Below are 25,925 nucleotides of genomic sequence, written 5' to 3'. Positions count from 1 at the left end.
ATTACCACTGATAGCTTACGAAAATCTTGCCGTTACGACCGTCCTGCGGAATACCCTGCGGAGACCAGTACTCCTTATCGAAGGCGTTGCCGAGCACCAGCGTGGTGGTGACGCCCTTGAGCTGCTCCTGGCCCTTATAGCTGACGTAGAAATCGTTAACCGCATAGCCCGGCTGCTTGCTGTAGCTGCTGCTGACGTGGGTTGAGCGATCGGCAAAGGTGCCGATCCAGCCCACGGAGAAACCGCTTTGCGCCACCGGAACGTCCAGCTTGCTGGTGACGGTGTCCGGGTTAATGCTGGAGATGTACTCGCCCGTATCGGTGTCTTTCCCGCGCGTGCGGTTATAGGCCACGTCGAGGCTAAACAGATCGGCCGAGTATTTTGCCATCATGTCCCAGCCCCAGATTTTGGCGTCGGGTACGTTGTACGACATGGTGGTCGCGGCGGCAAAATCGACGGTGGTGGAGATATAGTCTTTGGCTTTGGTATCGAAATAGCTGGCTTTAAACTCCAGCGCATCGTTGGCAAGCATCAGATCGTCAAAGCGCAGGCCAAAACCAAACTCCTGCGTTTCGTTGGTTTCCGGGCGCAGGTTCGGGTTCGGCACCCAGTAGTTGGTGTAGAAGCGGCCAATGGAGAAGTGTTTGGCGTCGTTGTACATTTCGCCCATGGTCGGCGCGCGGAACGCTTGCGCGTAAGATCCGAACAGCATCAGCCAGTCGGTCGGGCTGACGGTTAACCCGGCGCGGGAGGACCATTTATCGGCGTTGACGTCATCGTAGCCATTGCTGCTGCCGCGGTAGTTGTCATACCGCGTGCCGCCCAGCAAGGTGATCGGCAGATCGCGCAGGGTGATTTCATCCTGAAGCCAGCCGGAGCTGAAGTCGATTTTCGCCTCCGGGAAGCCGGTCGTGGCACCGCCCGGACGCTGCTCCTGACGATAAAATTCTCCGCCGTAGGTCAGCAGGTGAGAGGCAAAAGAGTCGCTGAACAGGCGGGTACGGTTTTCCACCTTGCCGCCTTTGGTGGTTTGCTTGCGGAACTCGCCGGTGTTGTCGATGTTCTGGGCATTAATGCGCGCTTCGGACCAGTAAACCTTCGCATCGGCGTTCAGCCAGTCGTATCCTTCCGGCGCAATGTGGTAGCCAACCTGCGCATCGCGCTGGATGGTGGAGCGGTCGGTCATCGGGTTGCTGCTATTGGCATCAGAGGTTTGCGGGTTTTTCGGCTCCTGCGCGGCGTTGTTGTAGTAGCGCAGGGCGCCGCTCAGCGTCTGGGCCTGGTCGATTTTCCAGCTGCCTTTCGCCAGCATGTTATTGATGGATTCGTCGTTCGGCGCCGTCGCACCGTCGCTCTGGCGGATATCGCCGCGGTCGCGGCTGGACCACGATACCAGGCCGTCCAGGGTATCGGTACGACCATAGGCGCTGGCCCCCAGGCCGAGGCTGTGGTCCCCCGTTGCGCCGGTACCAAACACGCGATAACCGCTGTTTTTGCCCGGTTCCAGCAGATCTTTGGCGTCGACGGTGTCATAGGAGATGACGCCACCCAGCGCGCCGCTGCCGTAGAGCAGCGCAGACGGACCGCGCACCACTTCAATACGTTTAATCAGCGCCGGATCGAGGAACGTGCTGTTGAGGTGCCCGGTGTCGGTACCCTGGCGTACGCCGTCGACCAGCACCAGAACGCCGCGGCGGTCGTAGCCGCGCAGGTTAACGTCCTGACCGTTGGTGCGGCCGGTGCCGTCCAGCGTCAGACCGGGCACGTTGCGCAGCAGGTCGGCGGCAGAGCTGGCGGTCTGTTTTTCCGGGGCGGTGGCGTCAACCACGCTCACCATCATCGGGGCTTCGAAGGCGCTACGGGCATTGCCTGTGGCGGTGACGGTTATTTCATCTGCGGCAGCAAACGCGGCGCCCGGCAGGGTGCTAACAATCGCCAGCGCCAGAAGGGACGGGCGTAAACGTGCGGTATGCAGGTGTAGCATAGCAACTCTCCATAAAGTATCGAAAGCGCTGGCTGCCTGGGGATCACCTGGGTGGCTGGCGAAAGTATTGGTTTATTTTGTGAGGATCAGTTTTCCGGCATTCGTCTGGCGCAGCAGATACTGCTGGCCGTCATGCTCGATAATCACCCGCCCCTCATCACCCAGCAGCGTTTTGCTGTCGATGCGACGATCGGTAGGGGCAGGGGACGGTGCTGTGTGCTTGTTCGCTGGCGTTGCCGCGCTGTTATCCGTAGGTGACATCATGTTTATAAATAACAATCAATGTAACAATGATAATCATTATCAATAAACTGCAAATTCACGGCAAGCGTTTTTGTGAAAATTGTGTGACGGGATCAAATTTGTGCAATGAAACGCCCGGTAGCGGCTTCGCCTTACCGGGCCTACAACGGCACGGATCGTAGGTCGGGTAAGCGCAGCGCCACCCGACAATAACATCAGAAGCGAGAATCAACCGCAGCTGCCAGCTTCTCCAGCAGCAGCTCGCTGTCTTCCCAGCTCAGGCATGGGTCGGTGATCGACTGGCCGTATACCATCTGCTGGCCGGCAACGATTTTCTGCGTGCCTTCTTTGATAAAGCTTTCGGCCATGATCCCGGCAACGGCGGTCGAGCCGCTGCGGATCTGCTGACAGACCTCATCGCAGACGTCCAGCTGGCGGCGATGCTGCTTCTGGCAGTTGCCGTGGCTGAAATCCACCACCAGATGTTCCGGCAGGTCGAATTCGGCCAGCGTTTCACAGGCGGCAGCGATGTCTTGTGCATGGTAATTAGGCTTCTTCCCGCCGCGCATAATGATATGCCCATACGGGTTACCGCTGGTCTGGTAGATGGTCATATGGCCGTTCTTGTCCGGCGACAGGAACATATGGCTGGCACGCGAGGCGCGGATCGCATCGACCGCAATCCGGGTGTTGCCGTCGGTCCCGTTTTTGAAGCCGACCGGACAGGAGAGGGCTGAGGCCATCTCGCGGTGGATTTGGCTTTCGGTAGTGCGCGCGCCAATCGCGCCCCAGCTGATCAGATCGGCGATAAACTGCCCGGTCACCATGTCGAGAAACTCGGTGGCCGTCGGCACGCCCAGCTCGTTGACCTGCAACAGCAGCTTGCGCGCCAGCTCGATGCCGTGGTTTACGCGATAGCTGCCGTTAAGGTCAGGGTCGGAAATCAGCCCTTTCCAGCCCACCACGGTACGCGGTTTTTCAAAGTAGGTGCGCATCACAATCTCAAGGCGATGCTGGTATTTTTCCCGCAGCCCCTGAAGCCGTTTTGCATAATCCATCGCTGCATCCAGATCGTGGATGGAGCAGGGCCCAATCACCACCAGAAGACGCTTGTCTTCACCATTGAGGATTTTTTCAATGCGGCGGCGGGAGGCCGTCACATGTTCCGCGACCGCGGCGGAAACGGGGTGCCGCTCGGCCAGTTCAGCCGGGGTGACCAGACTGTCTATGCGCGCCGTGCGGAGTTCATCGGTTTTATTCATGACTTGTCTCAGAAAATTTTTGCTTCATCGGCAGACTACCGGGAAGTGATGGGCATCACATTAAACCAATCCCTGCTGATTTCAAGTTCGGGGCGACACCGCCCCGCTGTTGAAAAGGATGATACATGAATCTGAGCTAATGTACTAGCTTGTTAGTACATACGGCGGTTAAGCCCCATGATGTCGAGAATTTTGGTGGCAATTTCTTCCACCGAATAGTTCGTGCTGTTCAGCCACGGGATCTGGTTTTTGCGGTACAGCGCTTCCACTTCGGAAACCTCCATGCGGCACTGGCGCATCGAGGCGTAGCGGCTGTTCTCGCGGCGCTCTTCGCGGATCGCCGCGAGACGTTCCGGGTTAATCGTCAGGCCAAACAGCTTGTGCTGCAGCGGCTTGAGCGCAGCGGGCAGCACCAGGTTATCCATATCGTCGGCAATAAAGGGGTAGTTTGCGGCGCGGATGCCGAACTGCATCGCCAGATAGAGGCTGGTCGGCGTTTTGCCGCAGCGCGACACGCCGAGCAAAATCACCTGCGCCTGGTCGAGGTTGCGCAGCGAGATCCCATCGTCGTGCGCCAGGGTGTAGTCGATGGCGGCAATACGCGCGTCATATTTGGTCAGGTTGCCGGGGTTCAGCCCGTGGGTGCGGTGCGCGATAGGCGTCGGGTCAAGCTTTAGTTCGCTCTGGAGCGGGGCCACCAGCGCCTGCACGATATCCTGGCAAAAGCCTTCACTTTGCAAAATGATGTGGCGAATCTCAGGAATAACGATGGAGTAGAACACCAGCGGGCGCACGCCGGTCTGCTGGAAGATGGCGTCAATCTGGTCCTTCACCGCTTTGGCACGGCTCTCATTTTCCACAAACGGCAGCGTGATGCTGTTAATCGAAACGGGGAATTGCGACATCACCGCGTGGCCCAGCACCTCGGCGGTGATCGCCGTACCATCAGAAATATAAAAAACGTGACGATCGACAGCATTATCCATTTTACCCACCCTGAATATCGGACCTAATTGTCTGAAAGCATAAATTAAAAAAGTTAATTGCACAGCAAAGAAGTTATCTGAATTTAAAATGAAATGATGTTTTTGATTTTCCTGAAAAGCGGATTTCATTTTTCAAATAGCGACTTTATTTTTGTGGTTTCTGGCTGAATATAGAGGAATCATCAGCTTATTGGCTGGTGGGAAACTATCCGAAAAGTTGAAAATTTAAATTGCTTACACGATTCACCGTTTTTTTAGCGCAAATAATTATGCCAGTATAAATACGTAGTCAGGTGTTACTTACTCCGATCAAATATCACAAAAGGATTGTTTCGATGTCCAACAATGGCTCGTCACCGCTGGTGCTTTGGTATAACCAACTCGGCATGAATGATGTAGACAGAGTTGGGGGCAAAAATGCCTCCCTGGGTGAAATGATTACAAATCTGTCCGGTATGGGTGTCTCCGTACCAAACGGGTTTGCCACGACCGCCGACGCGTTTAACCTGTTTTTAGACCAGAGCGGTGTAAACCAGCGCATTTACGACCTGCTGGATAAAACGGATATTGATGACGTCACCGAGCTTGCTAAAGCCGGGGCGCAGATCCGCCAGTGGATCATCGACACACCTTTCCAGCCGGAACTGGAAAAAGCTATCCATGACGCGTACAACCAGCTCTCCGCTGACGACGCGCAGGCCTCCTTTGCCGTACGTTCTTCCGCGACCGCAGAAGACATGCCGGACGCGTCGTTTGCCGGACAGCAGGAAACCTTCCTGAACGTTCAGGGCTACGATGCGGTGCTGGTGGCGGTGAAGCACGTATTTGCTTCCCTGTTCAACGACCGCGCCATCTCCTATCGCGTGCACCAGGGCTATGACCATCGCGGCGTGGCGCTCTCCGCGGGCGTGCAGCGCATGGTGCGCTCGGACGTGGGTTCCTCCGGCGTGATGTTCTCCATTGATACCGAATCCGGCTTCGACCAGGTGGTGTTCATCACCTCCGCGTGGGGCCTGGGTGAGATGGTCGTGCAGGGCGCGGTGAACCCTGACGAATTCTACGTACACAAGCCTACGCTTGCCGCGGGCCGTCCGGCGGTGGTGCGCCGCACCATGGGCTCGAAAAAAATCCGCATGATTTATGCCCCAACCCAGGAGCATGGCAAGCAGGTTAAGATTGAAGATGTGCCGCAGGAGCAGCGCGACCGCTTCTCCCTGACCGACGCCGAAGTGCAGGAGCTGGCGAAGCAGGCGGTGCAGATTGAGAAACACTATGGCCGTCCGATGGATATCGAATGGGCGAAAGACGGGAACACCGGCAAGCTGTTTATCGTTCAGGCGCGCCCGGAAACCGTTCGCTCTCGCGGCCAGGTGATGGAGCGTTATACGCTGCACGCGCAGGGTAAAATCGTGGCGGAAGGCCGCGCCATCGGTCACCGCATCGGTGCCGGTCCGGTCAAAGTGATCCACGACATCAGCGAGATGAACCGTATTGAGCCAGGCGATGTGCTGGTGACCGACATGACCGACCCGGACTGGGAACCGATCATGAAGAAAGCGTCGGCCATCGTCACCAACCGCGGCGGCCGTACCTGCCACGCGGCGATCATTGCCCGCGAGCTGGGGATCCCGGCGGTTGTCGGCTGCGGTGACGCCACCGAGCGCATGAAGGACGGGCAGAACGTGACCGTCTCCTGTGCCGAAGGCGACACCGGCTACGTCTACGCCGATATCCTTGACTTCAGCGTGAAGAGCTCCAGCGTGGATACCATGCCGGATCTGCCGCTGAAGATCATGATGAACGTGGGTAACCCGGACCGCGCGTTTGACTTCGCCTGTCTGCCGAACGAAGGCGTTGGTCTGGCGCGTCTGGAATTCATCATTAACCGCATGATCGGCGTTCACCCGCGCGCGCTGCTGGAGTTTGACGACCAGGACGCGAAGCTGCAGAACGAAATCCGCGAGATGATGAAAGGTTACGACTCGCCGAAAGAGTTTTACGTCGGCCGTCTGACCGAAGGGATCGCCACGCTGGGTGCAGCGTTCTACCCGAAACGCGTGATCGTGCGTCTGTCTGACTTTAAGTCTAACGAATACGCTAACCTTGTGGGCGGCGAACGCTACGAGCCGGAAGAAGAGAACCCGATGCTGGGCTTCCGCGGGGCCGGACGCTACGTGTCCGACAGCTTCCGCGACTGCTTCGCGCTGGAGTGCGAGGCGGTGAAACGCGTGCGCAACGACATGGGGCTGACCAACGTCGAAATCATGATCCCGTTCGTGCGTACCGTGGATCAGGCGAAAGCGGTGGTGGACGAGCTGGCGCGTCAGGGCCTGAAGCGCGGCGAAAACGGGCTGAAGATCATCATGATGTGTGAGATCCCGTCCAACGCCCTGCTGGCCGAGCAATTCCTGGAGCACTTCGACGGCTTCTCTATCGGCTCGAACGACATGACTCAGCTGACGCTGGGCCTGGACCGCGACTCCGGCGTGGTTTCCGAGCTGTTCGACGAGCGTAACGAGGCGGTGAAAGCGCTGCTTTCCATGTCCATCCGCGCGGCGAAGAAGCAGGGTAAATACGTCGGGATTTGCGGTCAGGGACCATCCGACCATGAAGACTTTGCCGCCTGGCTGATGGAAGAGGGGATTGACAGCCTCTCCCTGAACCCGGACACGGTAGTGCAAACCTGGCTGAGCCTGGCGGAACTGAACAAGTAACGGCAACACGATCGCAAAAAGGCGAGGATTTTATTCCTCGCCTTTTTTATTTCACCTCTAATTTGCTCCCCATCACAAATAATCTAAAAAACCAAATATCATAATTTGTCTGTTAATTAAGACAATTGTTAGTGCGCAACGCGTTGCTAATACTTGAGCCTTACTGCGCATTTCCCTTCAGATGATGCGCAACTGGTTGAAATACGTTTTAACCTGATAAAAAGGCAAATAACAATGACACTTTCCTCTGTATTGCGTACCAAAGATAAAATAGGTTATGGCTTAGGTGATATGGCCAGCGCGCTGGTCTGGCAAACGGCCACATTATTTCTTGCTTATTTCTATACCGACGTTTTTGGTTTGCCTGCCGCGATCATGGGCACGATGTTTTTAGTGGTACGCGTGGTCGATGCGTTTGTCGACCCGTGTATTGGCGCGCTGGTTGACCGCACGCAGACGCGTCACGGCCGTTTCCGTCCCTGGCTGCTGTGGTTTGCTATTCCCTTTGGCGTAAGCTGCCTTATTACCTTCTACGTACCGGACGTCGGGCCGACGGCAAAAATTATTTATGCCTGCGTGACCTACGCGATTTTAAGTCTGATTTACTCCGCCATTAACGTGCCTTACTGCGCCATGCCGGGCGCGCTGACGCTGGATCCGCGCGAGCGTCACTCCCTGCAGTCCTGGCGTTTTGGCCTGTCATTTATTGGCGGGTTGATCGTAACGGTTATCGCTCTGCCGCTGGTCTCATTGTTGGGCCAGGGCAACCTGCAGAAAGGCTATTTCTATGCCATGAGCCTGATGGGGCTGCTGGGAATTGTGCTGTTCTTTTGCTGTTTCCTGATGACCCGCGAGCGTTATTCCCCGCGCAATGATACCTCCGGCTCCATGCTCACCGATTTAAAACTGCTGGCCGGTAACAGCCAGTGGCGCATTGTGTTTGTGTTTAATATTTTGCTGTTAACGGCGGTGGTGACGCGCGGCTCTGCCACCATGTATTACGTCAACTATGTACTGTTGCGCCCGGAGCTGGTTTTTGCCTTTATTGTTTCTGGCATGGTGGCCTCGCTAAGCGGCGCGTTATTATCTGAACGCCTGCTGGGGAAATTTGACCGCGTACGCGCCTATCAGTGGACGATAATGTCCTTCGTCATTTTCGGCGCGCTGATTTTCTTCCTGCCGCCTTCGCAGGTGTGGCTAATCTTTGGCCTTAACATCGTCTTTAGCTTTATTCAAAACCTCACCACGCCGCTCCAGTGGACCATGTTCTCTGATGTAGTCGACTACGAAGAGCATCGCAGCGGCCGCCGTCTGGACGGGCTGGTCTTCTCTACCGCACTGTTCGCCATCAAGTTTGGCCTTGCGCTGGGTGGGGCAGTGGTCGGCTGGGTGCTCGGCATGGTGGATTACGCCCCGGGCCAGGCAGCCCAGGCGCCGCACGTGCTCTCCACCATCAACGCCCTGTTCACCCTTATTCCGTGCGCGCTGTTCCTCTGCATGGTGGCGCTGCTTTCCATCTACAAGCTCAACAGCCGGCTGGTGGATTCCATCGCCCGGGAGCTGGCCAGCAAGCGTGAGGTAAGACCCGACGCGGGGCAGCTCAGCCCGGCAACCCCTTCCGCACTACAGGAGTAAAATATGACTGCTATCTATAAGGACGCGGGATGTCCCGTGCACGAGCGTGTCGCTGATTTACTGGCGCGCATGAGCCCCGAGGAGAAGTTCGCCCAGATGCACGCCTACTGGCTGATCCTTGATGAAAACGGCAACCACCGGGAGCGCAGCGATTTGAGCGACGAATTTGCTGGCGTCAGCGAGCAGGCGGCGCTGAGCGAACGGCTAAAACTGGGCGTCGGGCAGATCACCCGTCCGCTTGGCACCCACATCGTTGACGCGAAAACCGGGGTGCGCGCGGCTAACCGCCTGCAGCGCATGATGATGGAAGAGACGCGGCTTGGCATTCCGGCGTTGTTCCACGAGGAGTGCCTGGTGGGGCTGCTGTGCAAAGACGCCACCCTGTTCCCGTCCTCGCTCAACTACGGCTCGACCTGGGACCCGGAGCTGGTGCAGCGCGCGGCAGAGCAGATCGGTAAAGAGGCGCGTTCCGTCGGTTGCCAGCAGGGGCTGGCCCCGGTGCTGGACGTTTCCCGCGACGTCCGCTGGGGGCGAACCGAAGAGACCTTCGGGGAAGATCCCTGGCTGGTAGGCGTGATGGCAACCGCCTGGGTGAAAGGGTTACAGGGCGACAAGCGCGATCTGCTGGCGACGCTCAAGCATTACGTGGGCCACTCGTTCAGCGAAGGGGCGCGCAACCACGCCCCGGTGCATCTTGGCTTTAGCGAGCTGAACGACACCTTCCTGCTGCCGTTTGAAATGGCGGTCAAGCTGGCAAATGCCGGTTCGGTCATGCCCGCCTACCACGACATCGATAACCAGCCGGGGCACAGCGACAGCTTCCTGTTGACCACCGTTCTGCGCGAACAGTGGGGCTTCGACGGCATTATTGTGGCGGACTACGGCGGCGTCAGCCTGCTGCACCAGCACCACGGGATTTCCCACGACGCAGCGGAGTCCGCCGCGCTGGCGTTTAACGCCGGGCTGGACGTTGAGCTGCCGAAAGATGACTGCGCACGCCATCTGGCGGAAGCGGTAGAGCGCGGGCTGATCTCTATGGCGAAAGTCGATGAGATCGTGGCGCGTACGCTGACCGAAAAATTCCGTCTCGGCCTGTTTGAGAACCCGTATGCCGATGAAAACGGCATCGATCTGCAAAATGAGATGACCCGCCAGGTGGCGCGGGAGGTGGCGACAAAATCGGTCACGCTGCTGGAAAACAACGGCATTCTGCCGCTGAACGGTAAACCCCGCGTGGCGGTGGTGGGGCCGACGGCAGACGATCCGCTGGCGTTACTCAGCGGGTATAGTTTCCCGGTGCATCTGATCATCAGCGATATGGTTGAGGAGACCTCGCAGGTGACGACCCCGCGCGCGGCGCTGGAGCAGTACCTGGGTGCATCGAACGTGCGCTACGCGAAAGGGTGCCACATTATCGAAAAACGGATGGCGGGTGCGCCGGTCTTCCCGGGCGACAGCGGCGGCAAGCCAATGCAGCAGTCTCCGGTGTCGCAAAGTACCGCACTTATCCCCGAGGCGGTCAGCGCCGCACAGGAGAGTGACGTGGTGGTGGCCTGCGTGGGCGATCTCGCCGGGCTGTTCCAGAGCGGCACGGTAGGGGAAGGCTCCGATACTGACTCCCTGAATTTGCCGGGCGTGCAGCAACAGCTGCTGGAGGCGCTGGTGGCGACGGGCAAACCGGTGATCGTCGTGATGACCGGCGGGCGTCCGTACAACCTTCAGGGGCTGGAGGAGAAGATTGCCGCGCTGATGATGGCCTGGGCGCCGGGACAGGAAGGGGGCTGGGCGATTGCCGATGTGTTAACTGGTCGCGCGGAGCCGCAGGGCCGGCTGGTGGTCAGCGTGCCGAAAAGCGCCGGGGCGATGCCGTTCTACTATAACCACAAGCTGAAAAGCGGCGGCACGCCGTTCGCGTTCCATTTCGGTGCGCGTTACCCGTTTGGTTTCGGCCTCGGCTGGACGCAGTTTAGCTGGGGCACTGCCCGCGTCGCTGAAAGCAGCGTGCCGGTCGACGGGGAGGTGACGCTGAGCGTGGATATCACCAATACCGGCGAGCGCAGCGGCAGCGAGGTGGTGCAGGTCTACGTGCGGGACAAGGTCGCCACCCAGGTGCGCCCGCTTCAGGAGCTTAAGGCCTTCCAGCGCGTCACGCTCTCGCCGGGCGAAACCGCCACGCTAACCTTCACGCTGCCGGTTGAGATGTTCAACTTCACCCGCCGTGACGGCAAGCGCGTCGTTGAGCCGGGCGAGTTTGAACTGCAGATTGGCGCATCGTCGGCGGATATCCACCAGGCGGTGACGGTCAATGTGACGGGGGAAACGCGGGTGCTGCCAGCAGAGTGGCGGATGCTCAGTGCCTGTGAGGTTAAGCGCGCGTAGTCAGGATAAAAAAAAGCCCATCGTGGGAGATGGGCAAAGACTACACACAGCAATTCGTTGTTTCACTCAGGGGATTTCCATGCTTATAAATCAAGGTGTTGATTTATAACCTTGAGCTAATAGTAGGCATGTCATCTTTCAGCGTCGATCGGATTCGTCTCAATAGTTAAAGAGACGTAAAGATTTCTTGAGAATAATAGCGGACTTAATGCTGAAATGGCGGGTCTGACCAGTGTGCAACGAATAAATACTTTAGCAGTGTTAAAGTATTGTGCGGGATAATGTAGGCCGGGTAAGCGCAAGCGCCACCCGGCAACAAGGCTTAATGGGTATTCTTTTCTTCCAGCTCTTCCAGCTCGCTCAGAATCACGTCCGGGTCGGTTCCAGGCGGCGGCACTTCATGAACCCAGGCGGAGAACAGACGCCAGGTAACGGCGAGCAGCACCGGGCCAATGAACAGACCGATCATCCCGAAAGCAATCAACCCGCCGATAACCCCGGAGAGGATCAGGATCAGCGGCAGGTCTGCGCCCATGCGGATGAGGATGGGGCGAATCACGTTATCCATGGTGCCAACCACGCAGCTCCAGACCAGTAGCACCGTTCCCCACGTGGTATCACCCGTCCAGTAAAGCCAGATAATGCTCGGAACCAGCACCAGCAGCGGCCCCAGTTGCGCAAGGCAGGTCATCAGCATGACTACGGTAAAGACGGTGGCGTACGGTACGCCGGAAATCGCCAGGCCGATACCGCCCAGCACCGCCTGCACCAGCGCCGTCACCACGACGCCCAGGGCGACCGCGCGCACGGCCTGCGCGGCCAGCAGCACCGCGGCGTCACCGCGTTTTCCCGCCAGGCGGGTGGCAAAGTGACGAACGCCTAAAGCCACCTGCTCACCGCGCCAGTAAAGCAGGGCGCTGAAAACCAGCATGAGGGTACAGTGCATCATAAAGCGGCCGATATGTGCGGCCTGACCGACAAACCAGGTGGTGGTGGTGCCAATATACGGACGCACTTTCGCCATCAGCGCGCTGCCGCCCATCTCCAGCAGGCTATGCCAGCCGCTGTAAAGCTTAGCGCCCACGACCGGAATGCTGTTCAGCCAGCCGAGGTCCGGCAGAGTCAGGTCGCCGCTTGTCACGGCGCGGATCACCGGGCCGCTGGAGTCGACAAGGCTGTTTACCAGCAGCGCAACTGGAATAATAAACAGCAGGAACAGCAGCAGCGTCATCACCAGCACGGCCAGCCCGCGGCGGCCAAACAGCAGTTTCTGCAAGCGCAGCAGCAAAGGCCACGTGGCGACGACAACGGTCGCAGCCCAGGCGAAGCCGAGAATAAAGGGTTGAACAATCCACAGACACGCAATAATCATGAGGGCCAGGAACAGCACCGACAGCAGAATTTGCGCAACATCCCTGGGCTGGCGAAGATTGACCATAAATGAAACTTTCCTTAAAAGAACGCCAGTACCACTGGCGGGAATGGAAAACCGCGTCTCTCTTATCATTAGCGATCGCAGCGGTTTTTGACAGGCGAATTCTGCCTGTAATTCAGCAGAGATTATAAGAAAAAAATGTGATAAAACTTTTAAGATACACGCAAACGATTCCCACAACTCTAATTAGGGTCGACAGTAATGATCCCACAGATTTCTCAGGCACCTGGCGTCGTTCAGCTGGTGCTTAATTTTTTGCAGGCACTGGAGCAACAGGGTTTTACAGGTGATACCGCCACGAACTATGCCGACAGGCTGACGATGGCAACCGATAACAGTATCTACCAGCTTCTTCCCGATGCGGTCGTTTTCCCTCGTTCCACGGCCGACGTGGCGCTTATCGCCCGGCTGGCAACGCAGGAGCGGTTTGCCTCTCTGGTCTTCACGCCGCGCGGCGGTGGCACCGGAACCAACGGTCAGGCGCTGAACCAGGGCATCATTATTGATATGTCGCGCTATATGAACCGCATCATTGAGATCAACCCCGAAGAGGGATGGGTGCGGGTTGAGGCGGGCGTTATCAAAGATCAGCTTAATCAGTACCTCAAGCCTTACGGCTACTTTTTTGCCCCTGAACTCTCCACCAGCAACCGAGCAACCATTGGGGGGATGATCAACACCGATGCCTCCGGGCAGGGGTCGCTGGTCTACGGTAAAACCTCCGATCACGTGCTGGGCGTGCGGGCAATATTGTTAGGCGGCGATATCCTTGATACCCAGCCGATGCCGGTCGAACTGGCGGAAACGCTGGGTAAAGATAACACCGCCAGCGGGCGCATCTACCGCACCGTGCTGGAGCGCTGCCGCGACAACCGCCAGCTTATTCTCGACAAATTCCCCAAACTGAACCGCTTCTTAACGGGCTACGACCTGCGCCACGTGTTTAACGACGACCTGACGCAGTTTGATTTAACCCGCGTGCTGACCGGCTCCGAAGGAACGCTGGCGTTTATTACCGAGGCGCGGCTGGATATCACCCGCCTGCCGAAGGTGCGTCGCCTCGTGAACGTCAAATATGACTCCTTCGACTCCGCGCTGCGCAATGCGCCGTTTATGGTGGAAGCGCAGGCGCTGTCGGTGGAAACCGTCGACTCTAAGGTGCTGAATCTGGCGCGGGAAGATATCGTCTGGCACTCCGTGCGCGAGCTGATTACCGACGTGCCGGACAAAGAGATGCTTGGCCTCAACATTGTGGAATTTGCCGGTGATGACGCGGAGCTGATTGAAAGCCAGGTGACGACGCTCTGCCAGCGCCTGGATGAGCTGATTGCTCATGGCGAAGGCGGCGTGATTGGCTGGCAGCTTTGTCACGATCTGGCCGGTATCGAGCGTATTTACGCCATGCGTAAAAAAGCCGTGGGCCTGCTTGGCAATGCGAAAGGGGCGGCGAAGCCGATTCCGTTTGCCGAAGACACCTGCGTGCCGCCCGAGCATCTGGCGGATTATATCGTCGAGTTTCGCGCCCTGCTGGACGGCCACGGCCTGAGCTACGGCATGTTCGGCCACGTGGATGCCGGGGTGCTTCACGTGCGTCCGGCGCTGGACATGTGCGACCCGCAGCAGGAGATCCTGATGAAGCAGATCTCCGACGACGTCGTGGCCTTGACCGCCAAATACGGCGGTCTGCTGTGGGGGGAGCACGGGAAAGGATTCCGCGCGGAATACAGCCCGGCGTTCTTCGGGGAGCAGCTTTACGCGGAGCTGCGCAAGGTCAAAGCGGCGTTCGACCCGGATAACCGCCTCAATCCGGGGAAAATCTGCCCGCCTGAAGGGGTGGACGCGCCGATGCTCCGGGTGGATGCCGTTAAGCGCGGTACGTATGACAGACAGATCCCGATTGCGGTGCGCTCGTCCTGGCGCGGCGCGATGGAGTGTAACGGCAACGGCCTGTGCTTTAACTTTGACGTGAAAAGCCCGATGTGCCCGTCAATGAAAATCACCAGCAACCGCATTCACTCGCCGAAAGGGCGTGCGACGCTGGTGCGCGAGTGGCTGCGTCTGCTGGCGGACCGCGGCGTCGATCCCCTGAAGCTGGAGCAGGAGCTGCCGGAAAAACGGGCCAGCCTGCGCTCGCTGATTGAGCGCACCCGCAACAGCTGGCATGCCAATAAGGGCGAGTATGATTTCTCCCATGAGGTGAAAGAGGCGATGTCCGGCTGTCTGGCCTGTAAAGCCTGCTCTACCCAGTGCCCGATTAAAATCGACGTGCCGGAATTCCGCTCGCGCTTCCTGCAGCTCTACCACACCCGCTATCTGCGCCCGGTGCGCGATCATCTGGTGGCGACGGTGGAAAGCTACGCGCCGCTGATGGCGCGCGCGCCGAAGACCTTTAACTTCTTTATCAATCAGCCGCTGGTGCGCAAGCTTTCCGAAAAGCATATCGGCATGGTCGATCTGCCGTTGTTGTCGGTGCCGTCGCTGCAGCGCCAGCTCGTCGGCCACCGCTCGGCGAACATGACCCTGGAACAGCTTGAAGCGCTTACTCCTGAGCAAAAAGCGAAGGTGGTGCTGGTGGTCCAGGATCCGTTCACCAGCTACTACGACGCGCAGGTGGTCGCTGACTTCATCCGCCTGGTTGAAAAACTGGGCTATCAGCCGGTAGTGCTGCCGTTCTCGCCAAACGGCAAGGCGCAGCACATTAAAGGCTTCCTGAACCGCTTTGCGAAAACGGCGCAAAAAACCGCTGATTTTCTCAACCGGATCGCCGAACTTGGGATGCCGATGGTCGGCGTCGATCCGGCGCTGGTGCTTTGCTATCGCGATGAATACAAGCAGACGCTGGGTGATAAGCGCGGCGATTTCCACGTCATGCTGGTGCACGAGTGGCTGCCGGCAGCCCTGGAAGAGAAGGCCATTCAGGAGGCGGGCGGTGAACCGTGGTATCTGTTCGGACACTGTACGGAAGTGACGGCGCTGCCCGGCGCCCCGGCGCAATGGGCGTCTATTTTTGCGCGTTTCGGCGCGAAGCTGGAGAACGTTAGCGTGGGCTGCTGCGGCATGGCGGGCACCTACGGCCACGAGGTGAAAAACCACGCCAACTCGCTCGGCATCTATGAGCTGTCGTGGCATCAGGCGATGCAGCGATTGCCAAGAAACCGCTGCCTGGCGACGGGCTACTCCTGCCGCAGCCAGGTGAAACGGGTTGAGGGTAACGGCGTACGCCACCCATTACAGGCTTTACTGGAGATAATTGGATGATCTGGAAACGTGCCGTCACGCTGCAGGCGCTAAACGCCATGGGCGAGGGGAATATGGTGGGGCTGCTGGATATCCAGTTCACCCGCATTGGGGAAGACGATCTGGAGGCGACGATGCCTGTCGATAGTCGCACCCATCAGCCGTTTGGCCTGTTGCACGGCGGTGCTTCCGTCGTGCTGGCGGAAACCCTGGGCTCCGTCGCGGGATATCTCTGCACCGAAGGCGAACAGAAGGTGGTCGGGCTTGAGGTGAATGCCAACCACATTCGCTCGGTGCGCAGTGGGCGCGTGCGCGGTATCTGCCGCGCGCTGCACGCTGGTAGCCGCCACCAGGTGTGGCAGATTGATATTCTCGACGAGCAGGATCGCCTGTGCTGCTCGTCGCGTCTGACGACGGCGGTCGTGTAAAGTTTTCAGATGAATTGCCTTTGGTCAAAAACTAGCCAGCATGTTGTGATATACTGGTCAGGATTTGTACATAAGCGAGGACATCATGGATACTGAAATAACCCCAACACAGCTGGCAATTGAATATTTACGTCGCGATAAGAGCAACCTGTCTCCGGCGCAGTACCTGAAAAAGCTGAAACAGCTTGAGCTGGAGTTCACGGATCTGCTGGCGCTCTCTTCGAATGAACTGAAAGAAGAGATCTACTTTGCCTGGCGGTTGGGCGTTCACGTCCATTGAGTGAGTGTTGTTGAACAGGCCGCGAGTGCGGCCTTTTTTGTGTCTGACATTCAGTATTTAGCGGGGAGCTTGTTGATTTTAATAAGCCTGCCTTCTTCCATTTCGATAAATCCGCCGGTTTTTAAATCCGCCAGAATGCGCATTACGCCGCTGCGGGAGAGCTGGGTTTTCTCCCGAATATACCTTTCCGCCGTTACGCTGCTGCGATAACTTTCATCTTCCTCCATCAGCTTTATGAGCTGCTGGCGAATCATCTCATACGCCGTCGGTGCGCCCTGCGGCATCACGTTGTTATAAAGCCGGCTATAGACAAACATCAGTTGTTTCGAGAGCAGCCCCCATAGCCCTTTTTCTTTGATAATGTCAGCCACCTGTTCAGTAGGGATACTGCCAATCAGGCAAGGGCTTACCGTGACGAGGTAATCATTGAAATAGATGTCCGTCAGGTTAGCAAGACCAAACAGGGCAGGGCTGCGGGCGGTAGAAAGCATCATGCTATCGCTGCTGCGGTAGATGGCAATCGTCCCCTCCAGGATTAAATAACAGAGCCCCTGACCGTTAACCTCAAGGTTAAGTCGTTCACCGCGGCCCGTTCGACGCACGGTGCAATAAGGCTCCAGATGCGCGATCAGTTCCTGGGCGTAAGGGGAGCCGCGAGACGATTTATCTGTAGAGGACATAGCCGTAAACCTGGAAGATAATCTTATGCTTATAGTTTCGCTCTTCTCTCGCGCTATCTCCAGATATTATTGTGCTTTCAGTACTTCCGGGGTAAATGGTTAACTTCTATCAGCACGCCACGGTCCATGGTGATGTATTTCCCCGTACGCAGTTCTGCCAGAATCCGCATAATTCCGCTGCGGGAAAGGTAGGTACGGCTTTTAATGTAAGCCGCTGCGGTGATGTTTTGTCGAATTGCCTCAGGCTCCTGCATTAATTCAACCAGCTGAAAGCGGATGATATCGTAGGCGGACATCTGTGATATTTGCGCGCAGTGCTCGTACACCCGCGATGCCGTGTAGATCAGCAATTTAGAAAAGTGTTCCCAGAGATCGTGCTGTGCAACCACGTTGTTAAACGTTTCCAGCGGTACGCATGCTAATTCGGATGTCTCCAGCGCCCTAACGTAAAGATGTTCCGATGAAAACTGACTGCTGACACCCAGTATAAAAGGCGCTGATTCTGAATTTAACACAATGCCGTCGCCGCGGCGGTGCAGCGCCACGCTGCCGTGTAACAGCATAAAACATTGGCGTTCGTCATTTCGGTAATATTGTACGACTTCACTTTTCGAAAGAATGATTTTCTCTGCACCAGGAAGGATATTATCAATTATACGCTCTATGTGCCTTAAGGGTTTTAATCCCAGCACTGACGATTTCTCATTGTCTAATATGGCTGCAATTCGCGTGTTCATAATATACCTCACTTCAACAGATGCGATCGTTTTTCAATCAGCGTGGAGAATTATCTTAAAAAGCAGCGAAGCAGGGAATAATACTCGGAAGTCTAATAATAGACCGGAAGGGTTGAGTATCTTAACGTTATGAATTTTATCGTTAAAGGGCGAAAGTCTAAAAGTAGACTGGCGATAAAATGAACGATCCAAATGTTTATTTTTTGTTAAGCTCCAGTCTACAGCTAGACCTGAAAATAGATTGTCTCGCACAAAAGAGTTGTATAAATTTTGACTCGTCGACAGAAACACCCATCTGAAACGCTCGACACGATGAGAGTGATATTTTGTTTCTGATGGCCTCTAAAAAAAGAATGGCAGAATGAGGAACGTCTGTTTTGCCTGAATATCAGTAATAAATAAAGTAATACAGGAAATGGCTTTATGAAAAAGAAAATTATTGTTGCCATGTTTGCGGCAGGCTCTGCATTGACAATGACTCAGGCTTTCGCGGCGGCAGGTACGGTTAATTTTAACGGTAATATTTTGGATAATGCCTGCGATGTGGATGTGGCATCCCAGAATCAGGTTGTCGTCCTCGGCGATTATTACAAAACGGAATTCCCGACAACGGGTTCCCGAACCGCAGCGACGCAGTTCAATATCGTACTGAAAAACTGCCCGGTGACCGTTACCTCCGCGAAGGTGCGTTTTGACGGCACGCCAGATTTAACCAACGCAAGCCTGCTGGCGATTGATTCCTCCGTTGTGGGAGCAGCAACGGGCGTGGCCATCAACCTGATGACGGCGGATAAGGCCGATCTGCCGCTGCATGGTAGCAACAGCTATACCTATGCGCTGAGCAGCACCGCTGATAATACGCTCAACTTCTATGCCCAGTATATTTCGACTGCGGCATCAGTGACCGCGGGCCCGGCTAACTCGGTTGCTAACTTCTCTGTGATTTATAACTAAGTCTTTTGCAGTAATCAGTATGGGGCCACCCGGCCCCTTTGTTTTATGAGGTATTCAATGCGTTTTATCACAACAATCGGTCTGGCCGCAGCAGCGTTACCGCTGACATTTTCGATCGCCAATGCCGGGGTCATTATTGGCGGCACCCGCGTTATTTTCGACGGTGCAAAAAAAGAAGCAACCATTAGCGTGGACAATGCCGATAGTGCGCCCTTTTTAATTCAGTCGTGGATTGATGCGCCGGAGGGAAAAACAGATAAAGCGCCTTTTATCATTACGCCTCCGCTTTATCGACTGGATGGCGGCCAGAAAAATATCGAACGCATTGTTATGACAGGTTCACTCTCTCAGGAACAAGAAAGTTTATTCTGGCTCAATATAAAAGCCATTCCTTCTGCAACGAAACAGGCTAACGCACTGCAAATTGCGGTGAAAACGCGTATCAAGTTGATTTATCGCCCGGCTAATCTTCACGCGTCAACGCCTGAAGAACAGGCCGGAAAATTAACGTGGCAACGCAACGGGAATGAAATTCAGGTTACGAATCCGACACCTTATATCATCAATTTTAATGAAATATCTGTGGGCGGAAAAAGACTGGATGATGTTTCGTATGTATTACCTGGCGCGTCGGCCCGATTCCCGTTATCTCATGGAACCAGCGGAAATACGTTGACGTTTAAAGTTATCAACGATTATGGAAGCCCCGGCGCGTTGCATCAAGCCAGTTTGTGATTTTGACAAACGGTAATACCCGCATTACTCAGGTTATCAGCAATGAAAATACAGCAATATAAAGTACGTCCTCGACGCCTGGCGACACTTATCGCCCTGGCAATGACGGGGTCTTCTCCCACGCTTTATGCCAGCGAAACGTTTAATACCGAACTGGTCGAGCTGGACAACCCAGGGATGGGGAAAGCCGATTTATCCGCATTTGAATCAGGCTCTCAGGCACCGGGGACGTACCATGTTGATATTATTCTTGACGATCAGCTCATGGAGACCCGGGATATTACCTTTGCCGCAGCAAAAACGCCTGATGGAAATGACGTATTACAGCCATGCCTGAGCATTGAACAATTAAAACAGTGGGGCGTTAAGACAGCGCTCTTTCCACTGCTGGTCTCAGCGAAAAGCGACTGTGCCGATCTTAAGGCCATTCCACTGGCCTCGACGGATTTCCTGTTCAACGCGCAGCGTCTGGTTATCAGTATTCCGCAGGCGGCTATTGATATACCGGCGCGTGGCTATGTGCCACCAGAAATGTGGGACGAGGGCATCAATGCCGCCATGCTCAATTACAGCCTGAGCGGGGCCAACTCCTGGGCGAAGACCGGAGGGGCTAACAGAACGGACAGCCAGTATGCCAACCTGCGTCCGGGGATCAATATTGGGCCCTGGCGCCTGCGCAACTACACCACCTGGTCCCGGGATGCGTCGGGTCAGGATAAATGGGACACCGTTTACACCTATGCGCAGCGGGCCGTTATTCCCCTGAAATCGCAGCTGACGCTCGGCGACAGCTCCTCCCCGGCTGACGTGTTTGACAGTATCCCTTTTCGCGGCGGCCAGCTGGCGTCCGACGATGACATGCTGCCGGATTCCCTGAAAGGCTACGCGCCCGTGGTTCGCGGTATTGCGCGCACGAATGCGCAAGTTGTGGTGCGCCAGAATGGCTATCAGATCTACCAGAGCTACGTCGCCCCGGGGGCGTTCGAGATAACCGACATGTACCCGACGGGCGGGGCCGGGGATCTGGATGTGACAATCAAAGAAGCGGATGGAAGCGAACAGCATTTCACCTTGCCTTACGCCTCTCTGCCGGTACTGCAGCGCGAAGGGCGTCTGAAGTATGCCATCACGGGTGGCCAGTATCGCGCCTATAACAGCAGCGTGGAAAAGACGCCTTTCGGGCAACTGACCGGTATTTATGGTCTCCCGCAGGGCCTGACGCTGTACGGCGGCGTGCAGGGATCGGGCAAGTACCGGTCGCTCGCCGTTGGGGTGGGTAAAAACATGGGGGATTTTGGTGCGATCTCCACCGACGTAACCCAGGCCTGGTCTACGCCGGATAACACGGCCAAAACCAGCGGCCAGTCCTGGCGCGCGCGGTACAGCAAGAACTTTATTGATACCGGAACAAACTTTTCGATTGCGGGGTATCGCTATTCGACCAGCGGCTACTACGGAATGCAGGAAGTGCTGGACTCCTGGGGAGACAGTACCGCGCTGCAGGACAGGCGGCGTAACCGCGCCGAATTGACCATGAGCCAGACGCTGGGCGGGGATTTGGGGGCCCTGACCCTCAGCGCCGCGCGGGAAGACTACTGGAATTCGGGCAAATCAATGGCGTCCTGGAGCGTCGGGTATAACAACTACTGGCATAACATCAGCTATGGCGTGACCTGGACATACAGCAAAAACGCCAGCGCAGCCTCGTATGGCACCGGGAGCAGTAAAACGTACGACCACGACCAGCTTCTGGCATTTAACGTCAGCGTGCCGCTGGAGAAATTCCTCCCGCAGACGTGGGCGAACTATGGCATGAACGCCAGCAAGAATAACGGCACTACGCACAGCCTGGGCATGAACGGCGTGGCCCTGGAAAACAACGCCCTTAACTGGAACGTGCAGCAGGGCTACGGCACGGACGGCGTGGGATATACCGGCAACATGAACGGGGATTACAAAGGGACCTACGGCGAAGTGACGGCGGGCTATGGCTACGACAGGAACAGCGAGCGTCTGAACTACGGCCTGCAGGGGGGCATCCTGGTCCACGCGGACGGCATCACCTTTTCCCAGCCACTGGGGGAAACCAATGCCCTGATTAAGGCACCTGGCGCCCACGGGGTGGATATTCGAAACCAGTCGGGTATGCGAACGGACTACCGGGGCTATACGGTGGTGAGCAACCTCTCCGTGTACCGCAAAAACGACCTCACGCTCGATCCAGAAAATATGCCTGACGACGTGGAACTGGAGATCAATACGCGCACGGTCACGCCAACGCGAGGCGCGGTGGTCAGGGCAGATTATCTCTCTAAACTGGGGCGCAAGGTGCTGATGACCCTGATGGACGACGGTAGATTCGTTCCATTTGGGGCGATGGTGACGCTCGCCGGAGACGGTCACAGTAGTTTTATCGTCGGCGATCGCGGACAAGTCTATTTAACCGGCATGAGCGAGCAGGGGACGCTGATCGTGGCGTGGGGAAATCAGTCCGGCCAGCAGTGTCGCGCGGATTTCACGCTGCCGAAACAGGCCACCTATGGTGGCGTCACCCTCGTTAACGCCCTTTGTCGTCGGGAACATTAAGATGAAAACGATGAAATTTTTGCTGTTGCTCTGTTTATTGGCGGGCTGGAATGGTGCCTGGGCCGGGACGTGCACGACGATCGTGCCGCAAACGTCTTCGCTGTCGGTGGGCACCCTCAACGTGCAGCGCGATGCGCCTGTGGGAACGGTGATATTCTCCGGTGCGGCGTCAAATACGGGGTCCTATCTGACCGGCTGCAGCAATCCATTAATGCTGGGTTTTAGCATGCGGTATAACGGCGCCACGCTCAGCACCTTTGGGAATCATGTTTACAATACCAACGTCAGCGGGATTGGGATTCGATTTTCATCGAACAACTATTTTGATAACCCGAGCAATACCTTCTCATACAACGCGCAAACCTCCTACGTCGACTGGTATGGCGGAAAAATTGAACTGGTGGTGACCGGGCCGGTTTCATCCGGGGCGCTCACGCCCGGCGTCATCGGCGTGGTAACCCTTCAGGGCAGCGACGCTATTTATCGCGATGGCCTGACAACGCAGTTGACCAGCGGCACGATCAATGCCCTGGCGTGTACGATTAATACGCCACAATTAACCTTCGCCATTGGAAATATACCCGCCTCTTCCTTTACTGGCGGTGTGGGAACGTCGCCGGCAGGCGCGCAAAATACGCAGAACCTCGGATTAAACTGCAGCGCCGGGACCAATATAAACGTCACGTTGAGCGGCATTCAAAATCCGGATAGCGGCAATACGAGCGTGATGGCCCTGACGGGGCAGGGTAATCCAGGAACGGCAAAAGGGGTGGGCGTTCAACTCATCTATAACGGTACGCCGCTGGCCATGAACAGTCGCCTGCTATTAAAACAGTCCGCGGGTGGAGTCGAAACGCTCCCGTTAACGGCCCGTTATTATCAAACGCTGGGGACCGTTCAGTCGGGAACGGCCAACGCCTCGGCCACGCTTAATATAACCTACCAGTAGCAGGTGAGAAGATGAAAATAGCGCACAAAGAAACGCTCCTGCTTGCCCTGTTGAGCTGGAAGGTGTTTTCCGCCGATGCGGTCAATATCGGCGTAACGGGGAATATCGTGGCATCGCCCTGCATATTTAATGGCGGGAATACGAATCTGGATATTAACCTCGGCAATATTCAGGCTTCCAATATGGCGACGCCAGGATCCACGTCCGATCCGGTTGCGTTCAATCTGCTCTTTACAAGCTGTCCGCTGGGAACCCGCAGCGTCACGGTGACGTTCGCAGGTAACCCGGATCCCGCAGCAGGCGCGGACTACTACATGAACAGCGGAACGGCCACTGGCGTTGCCGTCGCGATGAGTGACGCCGCGACCGGCTCGCTCAAAGGAACGGGCTCCAGTATCACAAAGGCTATTGCGGCAGACAGCACTGCCACGATGCCCATGCAGGCCTGGGTCAAATCCGCTTCAGGCGGTGTTACGCCCGGAAGCATCAGTGCCGTTGTTGTGATGACCATGCAGTACAACTAAATGACAGTGATACGTATCTATTAAAGACGTTGGTAGGAACTATGTTAAATATCCTGATTCAGGAAACGGATCTGTTTTTTCAGGCTGGGCTACAGAACTTTTTAGAGAATTTTTTTAAGCAAAACTTTAATCGCGCCATCACCTTTAATCTTGACCTGACCCATGAAAACGTCAGTCAGGCCGATATTATTGTTCTGTCATTGTGTCAGGGTGAAACACTGACCTGTTTTCCCGAGTTACTGGCCCGGAAAAAAGGGATTGTGATAGGCTTCGTCGACGATGAGTTGCGATTTTCAGCGTCGCCCTCCTGCTTTCAGGACATTATTTTTCTCTCTCGCCGTGCATCGCTTGATCGTATCAGTGGTGAACTGTTTCTCGCGTGGTTCAGGACACAACTACCGGGTTACAAGTGGACTAAAAGGAGCTGTTTCGACTGCCAGCATAAAGGTTTATCCCGGCAACAAATTCGCATTATGGTGAATTTTTACAGAGGGCTGTCGGTTGTGCAGATCGCGCACGCGCTGGAGATGAGCGAGAAAACGGTCTTTACCCATAAATATATGATGATGCAAAAATTTAATCTGCGCAGCGATTACGAGCTGATCGTATTGCTGAGAAGGTTGATGGAGAAAAAGAGCCAACCCAACCAGCTTCGCGACTTCCTGGAAAACGATTATGTATAACCTGGCAATGCTCAATCAAAATTTTTCAGGCAACTTATTAATATTAAGTAACACACCTCTTTGCATGTCGATATAGCCCCCTTCTTTTAATGCCGAGAGTATACGCATCACGCCACTCCGGGACAGGTGGGTTTTATCTCTGATATAACTTTCAGCAGTAACACTGAGCCTGAACGAGGGTTCTTCCTTTGAGAGCGCATAAAGTTGGGCGATGACAATATCATAAGCGGAAGGGCCCGTTAAATCTTCATAACTGTGAAAGAGCTTACCTGCCAGGCTCATCAGATGATATGCCAAAGGCTCCCAAAGGTTATGACGCTTAACCGTCTCATTAACAAAATCCATTTTAAGGATGACGATGTCACAGTTATTAAATGTCTTGATATAGCCGCGCATCTGGGCCTGATGCAAATTGCTGAGGCCGATCACCGCGGGCCCGTGAACCGTAGCCATCGCTAAATCGTGGTTGCTACGGTGTATCATGACACATCCTTTGAGCAATACATAACAGAGACGATCATTGCCAACCACAAAATTTAATCGACGGCGTGGAAGCACTTTTTTCAAATCTGAACCGTGTTGAAGATAATCGATCAGCAATGTTGTCGCTGATGAAGGATCACATACCCATTTTGTGGAGAACTCATCGAGCATACGCGCGCCTGTCCGTCAAACCTTCAAGTAGTCATGGGATTCAGTATAGCGTGGATCCTGCCGAGTCTCCCTAAGCGCCCGTTTTGTTCAGTATTTCAAAGGTAAATGATTGATAGAAATCAAGATACCACGTTTAAGTTCAACGCATCCGGTATCCCGAAGTTCTGCAAGGATCCGCATTATGCCGCTACGAGAAAGATACGTTCTGCTTTGGATGTAATTTGCTGCGGTAATATTGCTGCGAATACGCTCCGATTCGTTCATCAGTTCAAGCAACTGGAACCGGATTATCTCATATGAGGACATCTGTGATATCAATGTGCAGTGCTCATAAACGCGAGAAGCGGTGTAAATCACTAACTTGCACAAACTCTCCCACAGTCCAAAACTCTCGATCAGCAGATTGAAACGTTCCAGAGAAAGGCGGCTCATCACAGCATTTTCATTCACTCTAACGTACAGGTTTTCGGTCTGTGAGAACTGATTACTGATACCCATAATGAAAGTTGCTTGTTCAGAGTTAAGCACCATACCATCCCCTCGTCGGTTCAGCGTGACACCACCTTGATGAAGTATGTAACAGGTTCTTTTTTTACCGGAATGATAGCGCAGGACTTCGCCTTTATTCGCATTAAAACGCGTGGCAAAGGGAGCGATTTGTTCAATAATTTTATTGATATCATCAACGGGCTTAAATGCATGTGCAGGTGTAACCTCAGTGAATTCTCCCGTTGAAATTTTCGTGTTCATATTACTCACTCCAGACGCTCTTTGTTTTAGTCAAAAAGATGCGTCAGAGATTATCTATCCGAGGGGAGTGTAAATAAATAATATGTTGGT

General features: G+C 55.5%; 21 protein-coding genes and 1 other RNA gene. 12 read left to right on the top strand and 10 right to left on the bottom strand.

Features of this window, described 5'->3' with window-relative positions; all coding sequences use genetic code 11:
• Position 1: 1 nt before the first annotated feature.
• The 4 genes from IM273_RS06150 to IM273_RS06135 all read right to left on the bottom strand — a co-directional run bounded on the left by IM273_RS06150 (position 2) and on the right by IM273_RS06135 (position 4,475).
• Positions 2-1,984, bottom strand: coding sequence for a TonB-dependent hemoglobin/transferrin/lactoferrin family receptor (locus IM273_RS06150; protein WP_193050198.1), 1,983 nt, complete (start codon positions 1,982-1,984; stop codon positions 2-4).
• Positions 1,985-2,056: 72 nt separating this feature from the next.
• Entirely contained in the window at positions 2,057-2,245 is a 189-nt protein-coding gene (gene hemP, locus IM273_RS06145; RefSeq protein WP_045261817.1) for a hemin uptake protein HemP, read from the bottom strand.
• Positions 2,246-2,442: 197 nt separating this feature from the next.
• Positions 2,443-3,489: a 3-deoxy-7-phosphoheptulonate synthase AroH gene (gene aroH, locus IM273_RS06140; protein ID WP_028012834.1), complete on the bottom strand. Its 1,047-nt coding sequence runs from the start codon at positions 3,487-3,489 to the stop codon at positions 2,443-2,445.
• A 152-nt stretch (positions 3,490-3,641) separates the two neighbouring features.
• Positions 3,642-4,475, bottom strand: a complete 834-nt coding sequence (locus tag IM273_RS06135) for a pyruvate, water dikinase regulatory protein (RefSeq protein WP_028012835.1) — start codon at positions 4,473-4,475, stop codon at positions 3,642-3,644.
• A gap of 335 nt (positions 4,476-4,810) precedes the next feature.
• Between IM273_RS06135 and ppsA the strand changes: the two genes are divergently transcribed.
• From ppsA to IM273_RS06120, 3 genes are all read left to right on the top strand, one after another.
• The gene (ppsA, locus tag IM273_RS06130) at positions 4,811-7,189 is read left to right on the top strand and encodes a phosphoenolpyruvate synthase (RefSeq protein ID WP_028012836.1); all 2,379 of its coding nucleotides are present in this window, start codon (positions 4,811-4,813) and stop codon (positions 7,187-7,189) included.
• A gap of 234 nt (positions 7,190-7,423) precedes the next feature.
• Positions 7,424-8,824: an MFS transporter gene (locus tag IM273_RS06125; protein WP_193050196.1), complete on the top strand. Its 1,401-nt coding sequence runs from the start codon at positions 7,424-7,426 to the stop codon at positions 8,822-8,824.
• Positions 8,825-8,827: 3 nt separating this feature from the next.
• Positions 8,828-11,203, top strand: a complete 2,376-nt coding sequence (locus tag IM273_RS06120; RefSeq protein ID WP_193050194.1) for a glycoside hydrolase family 3 N-terminal domain-containing protein — start codon at positions 8,828-8,830, stop codon at positions 11,201-11,203.
• Positions 11,204-11,208: 5 nt separating this feature from the next.
• Here the strand turns inward: IM273_RS06120 and rprA are convergent.
• Both rprA and ydiK read right to left on the bottom strand, forming a co-directional pair.
• Positions 11,209-11,316: antisense sRNA RprA (gene rprA / locus IM273_RS06115), an RNA gene on the bottom strand.
• Between the two features lie 209 nt (positions 11,317-11,525).
• Complete coding sequence (gene ydiK / locus IM273_RS06110; RefSeq protein WP_028012839.1) at positions 11,526-12,641, bottom strand: AI-2E family transporter YdiK; 1,116 nt, start codon at positions 12,639-12,641, stop codon at positions 11,526-11,528.
• Between the two features lie 198 nt (positions 12,642-12,839).
• On the opposite strand from ydiK, the gene IM273_RS06105 reads away from it, so the two are divergent.
• The 3 genes from IM273_RS06105 (at position 12,840) to IM273_RS06095 (ending at position 16,583) form a co-directional block, all read left to right on the top strand.
• Positions 12,840-15,896, top strand: coding sequence for an FAD-binding and (Fe-S)-binding domain-containing protein (locus tag IM273_RS06105; protein WP_193050192.1), 3,057 nt, complete (start codon positions 12,840-12,842; stop codon positions 15,894-15,896).
• A complete protein-coding gene (menI, locus tag IM273_RS06100; protein ID WP_028012841.1) occupies positions 15,893-16,303 on the top strand; it encodes a 1,4-dihydroxy-2-naphthoyl-CoA hydrolase in 411 nt (136 codons plus the stop codon). Before IM273_RS06105 ends, menI begins: the two co-directional genes overlap by 4 nt.
• Positions 16,304-16,388: 85 nt before the next feature.
• Entirely contained in the window at positions 16,389-16,583 is a 195-nt protein-coding gene (locus IM273_RS06095; RefSeq protein ID WP_003857766.1) for a YdiH family protein, read from the top strand.
• Between the two features lie 50 nt (positions 16,584-16,633).
• Here IM273_RS06095 and IM273_RS06090 read toward each other — a convergent pair whose 3' ends face one another.
• Together IM273_RS06090 and IM273_RS06085 are read right to left on the bottom strand one after the other, a co-directional pair.
• Positions 16,634-17,263, bottom strand: coding sequence for a helix-turn-helix domain-containing protein (locus IM273_RS06090; protein ID WP_150143549.1), 630 nt, complete (start codon positions 17,261-17,263; stop codon positions 16,634-16,636).
• 77 nt (positions 17,264-17,340) lie between these two features.
• Positions 17,341-18,000 (bottom strand): winged helix-turn-helix transcriptional regulator, encoded by a 660-nt coding sequence (locus IM273_RS06085; protein WP_045261564.1) that lies wholly within the window; start codon positions 17,998-18,000, stop codon positions 17,341-17,343.
• 423 nt (positions 18,001-18,423) lie between these two features.
• On the opposite strand from IM273_RS06085, the gene IM273_RS06080 reads away from it, so the two are divergent.
• From IM273_RS06080 to IM273_RS06055, 6 genes are read left to right on the top strand one after another with little or no spacing between them, the layout of a single operon-like run.
• Positions 18,424-18,954, top strand: a complete 531-nt coding sequence (locus IM273_RS06080; RefSeq protein WP_028012844.1) for a fimbrial protein — start codon at positions 18,424-18,426, stop codon at positions 18,952-18,954.
• Between the two features lie 57 nt (positions 18,955-19,011).
• On the top strand, positions 19,012-19,689 hold the full coding sequence (locus IM273_RS06075) for a molecular chaperone (RefSeq protein WP_063153868.1): 678 nt from the start codon (positions 19,012-19,014) through the stop codon (positions 19,687-19,689).
• 42 nt (positions 19,690-19,731) lie between these two features.
• Complete coding sequence (locus IM273_RS06070) at positions 19,732-22,275, top strand: fimbria/pilus outer membrane usher protein (protein WP_193050190.1); 2,544 nt, start codon at positions 19,732-19,734, stop codon at positions 22,273-22,275.
• A 1-nt stretch (position 22,276) separates the two neighbouring features.
• Positions 22,277-23,224 carry a fimbrial protein gene (locus IM273_RS06065; RefSeq protein WP_193050188.1) on the top strand — a complete coding sequence of 316 codons (948 nt, stop codon included), beginning with the start codon at positions 22,277-22,279 and terminating at the stop codon, positions 23,222-23,224.
• Between the two features lie 11 nt (positions 23,225-23,235).
• A complete protein-coding gene (locus IM273_RS06060) occupies positions 23,236-23,748 on the top strand; it encodes a fimbrial protein (RefSeq protein WP_193050186.1) in 513 nt (170 codons plus the stop codon).
• Between the two features lie 41 nt (positions 23,749-23,789).
• On the top strand, positions 23,790-24,431 hold the full coding sequence (locus tag IM273_RS06055; RefSeq protein WP_193050184.1) for a LuxR C-terminal-related transcriptional regulator: 642 nt from the start codon (positions 23,790-23,792) through the stop codon (positions 24,429-24,431).
• A gap of 15 nt (positions 24,432-24,446) precedes the next feature.
• On the opposite strand, the gene IM273_RS06050 is transcribed toward IM273_RS06055, so the two are convergent.
• A complete protein-coding gene (locus IM273_RS06050) occupies positions 24,447-25,085 on the bottom strand; it encodes a winged helix-turn-helix transcriptional regulator (RefSeq protein ID WP_193050182.1) in 639 nt (212 codons plus the stop codon).
• A gap of 87 nt (positions 25,086-25,172) precedes the next feature.
• Complete coding sequence (locus IM273_RS06045) at positions 25,173-25,835, bottom strand: winged helix-turn-helix transcriptional regulator (RefSeq protein ID WP_193050180.1); 663 nt, start codon at positions 25,833-25,835, stop codon at positions 25,173-25,175.
• Positions 25,836-25,925 lie beyond the last annotated feature (90 nt).

The organism is Enterobacter cloacae complex sp. P13B (genome assembly GCF_014895915.1).
Classification (GTDB): Bacteria; Pseudomonadota; Gammaproteobacteria; order Enterobacterales; family Enterobacteriaceae; genus Enterobacter; species Enterobacter bugandensis.
This window is presented reverse-complemented; position numbering and strand designations above follow the sequence as displayed.

Excerpts from the sequence above, each read along its gene's own strand:
- IM273_RS06135 (WP_028012835.1), bottom strand. The coding sequence starts at position 4,475 with ATGGATAATGCTGTCGATCGTCACGTTTTTTATATTTCTGATGGTACG.
- IM273_RS06090 (WP_150143549.1), bottom strand. The coding sequence starts at position 17,263 with ATGTCCTCTACAGATAAATCGTCTCGCGGCTCCCCTTACGCCCAGGAA.
- IM273_RS06150 (WP_193050198.1), bottom strand. The coding sequence starts at position 1,984 with ATGCTACACCTGCATACCGCACGTTTACGCCCGTCCCTTCTGGCGCTG.
- IM273_RS06095 (WP_003857766.1), top strand. The coding sequence starts at position 16,389 with ATGGATACTGAAATAACCCCAACACAGCTGGCAATTGAATATTTACGT.
- menI (WP_028012841.1), top strand. The coding sequence starts at position 15,893 with ATGATCTGGAAACGTGCCGTCACGCTGCAGGCGCTAAACGCCATGGGC.
- IM273_RS06060 (WP_193050186.1), top strand. The coding sequence starts at position 23,236 with ATGAAAATAGCGCACAAAGAAACGCTCCTGCTTGCCCTGTTGAGCTGG.
- IM273_RS06065 (WP_193050188.1), top strand. The coding sequence starts at position 22,277 with ATGAAAACGATGAAATTTTTGCTGTTGCTCTGTTTATTGGCGGGCTGG.
- IM273_RS06045 (WP_193050180.1), bottom strand. The coding sequence starts at position 25,835 with ATGAACACGAAAATTTCAACGGGAGAATTCACTGAGGTTACACCTGCA.
- IM273_RS06070 (WP_193050190.1), top strand. The coding sequence starts at position 19,732 with ATGAAAATACAGCAATATAAAGTACGTCCTCGACGCCTGGCGACACTT.
- IM273_RS06055 (WP_193050184.1), top strand. The coding sequence starts at position 23,790 with ATGTTAAATATCCTGATTCAGGAAACGGATCTGTTTTTTCAGGCTGGG.
- aroH (WP_028012834.1), bottom strand. The coding sequence starts at position 3,489 with ATGAATAAAACCGATGAACTCCGCACGGCGCGCATAGACAGTCTGGTC.
- ydiK (WP_028012839.1), bottom strand. The coding sequence starts at position 12,641 with ATGGTCAATCTTCGCCAGCCCAGGGATGTTGCGCAAATTCTGCTGTCG.
- IM273_RS06105 (WP_193050192.1), top strand. The coding sequence starts at position 12,840 with ATGATCCCACAGATTTCTCAGGCACCTGGCGTCGTTCAGCTGGTGCTT.
- IM273_RS06120 (WP_193050194.1), top strand. The coding sequence starts at position 8,828 with ATGACTGCTATCTATAAGGACGCGGGATGTCCCGTGCACGAGCGTGTC.
- hemP (WP_045261817.1), bottom strand. The coding sequence starts at position 2,245 with ATGTCACCTACGGATAACAGCGCGGCAACGCCAGCGAACAAGCACACA.
- IM273_RS06050 (WP_193050182.1), bottom strand. The coding sequence starts at position 25,085 with ATGCTCGATGAGTTCTCCACAAAATGGGTATGTGATCCTTCATCAGCG.
- IM273_RS06085 (WP_045261564.1), bottom strand. The coding sequence starts at position 18,000 with ATGAACACGCGAATTGCAGCCATATTAGACAATGAGAAATCGTCAGTG.
- IM273_RS06075 (WP_063153868.1), top strand. The coding sequence starts at position 19,012 with ATGCGTTTTATCACAACAATCGGTCTGGCCGCAGCAGCGTTACCGCTG.
- ppsA (WP_028012836.1), top strand. The coding sequence starts at position 4,811 with ATGTCCAACAATGGCTCGTCACCGCTGGTGCTTTGGTATAACCAACTC.
- IM273_RS06080 (WP_028012844.1), top strand. The coding sequence starts at position 18,424 with ATGAAAAAGAAAATTATTGTTGCCATGTTTGCGGCAGGCTCTGCATTG.
- IM273_RS06125 (WP_193050196.1), top strand. The coding sequence starts at position 7,424 with ATGACACTTTCCTCTGTATTGCGTACCAAAGATAAAATAGGTTATGGC.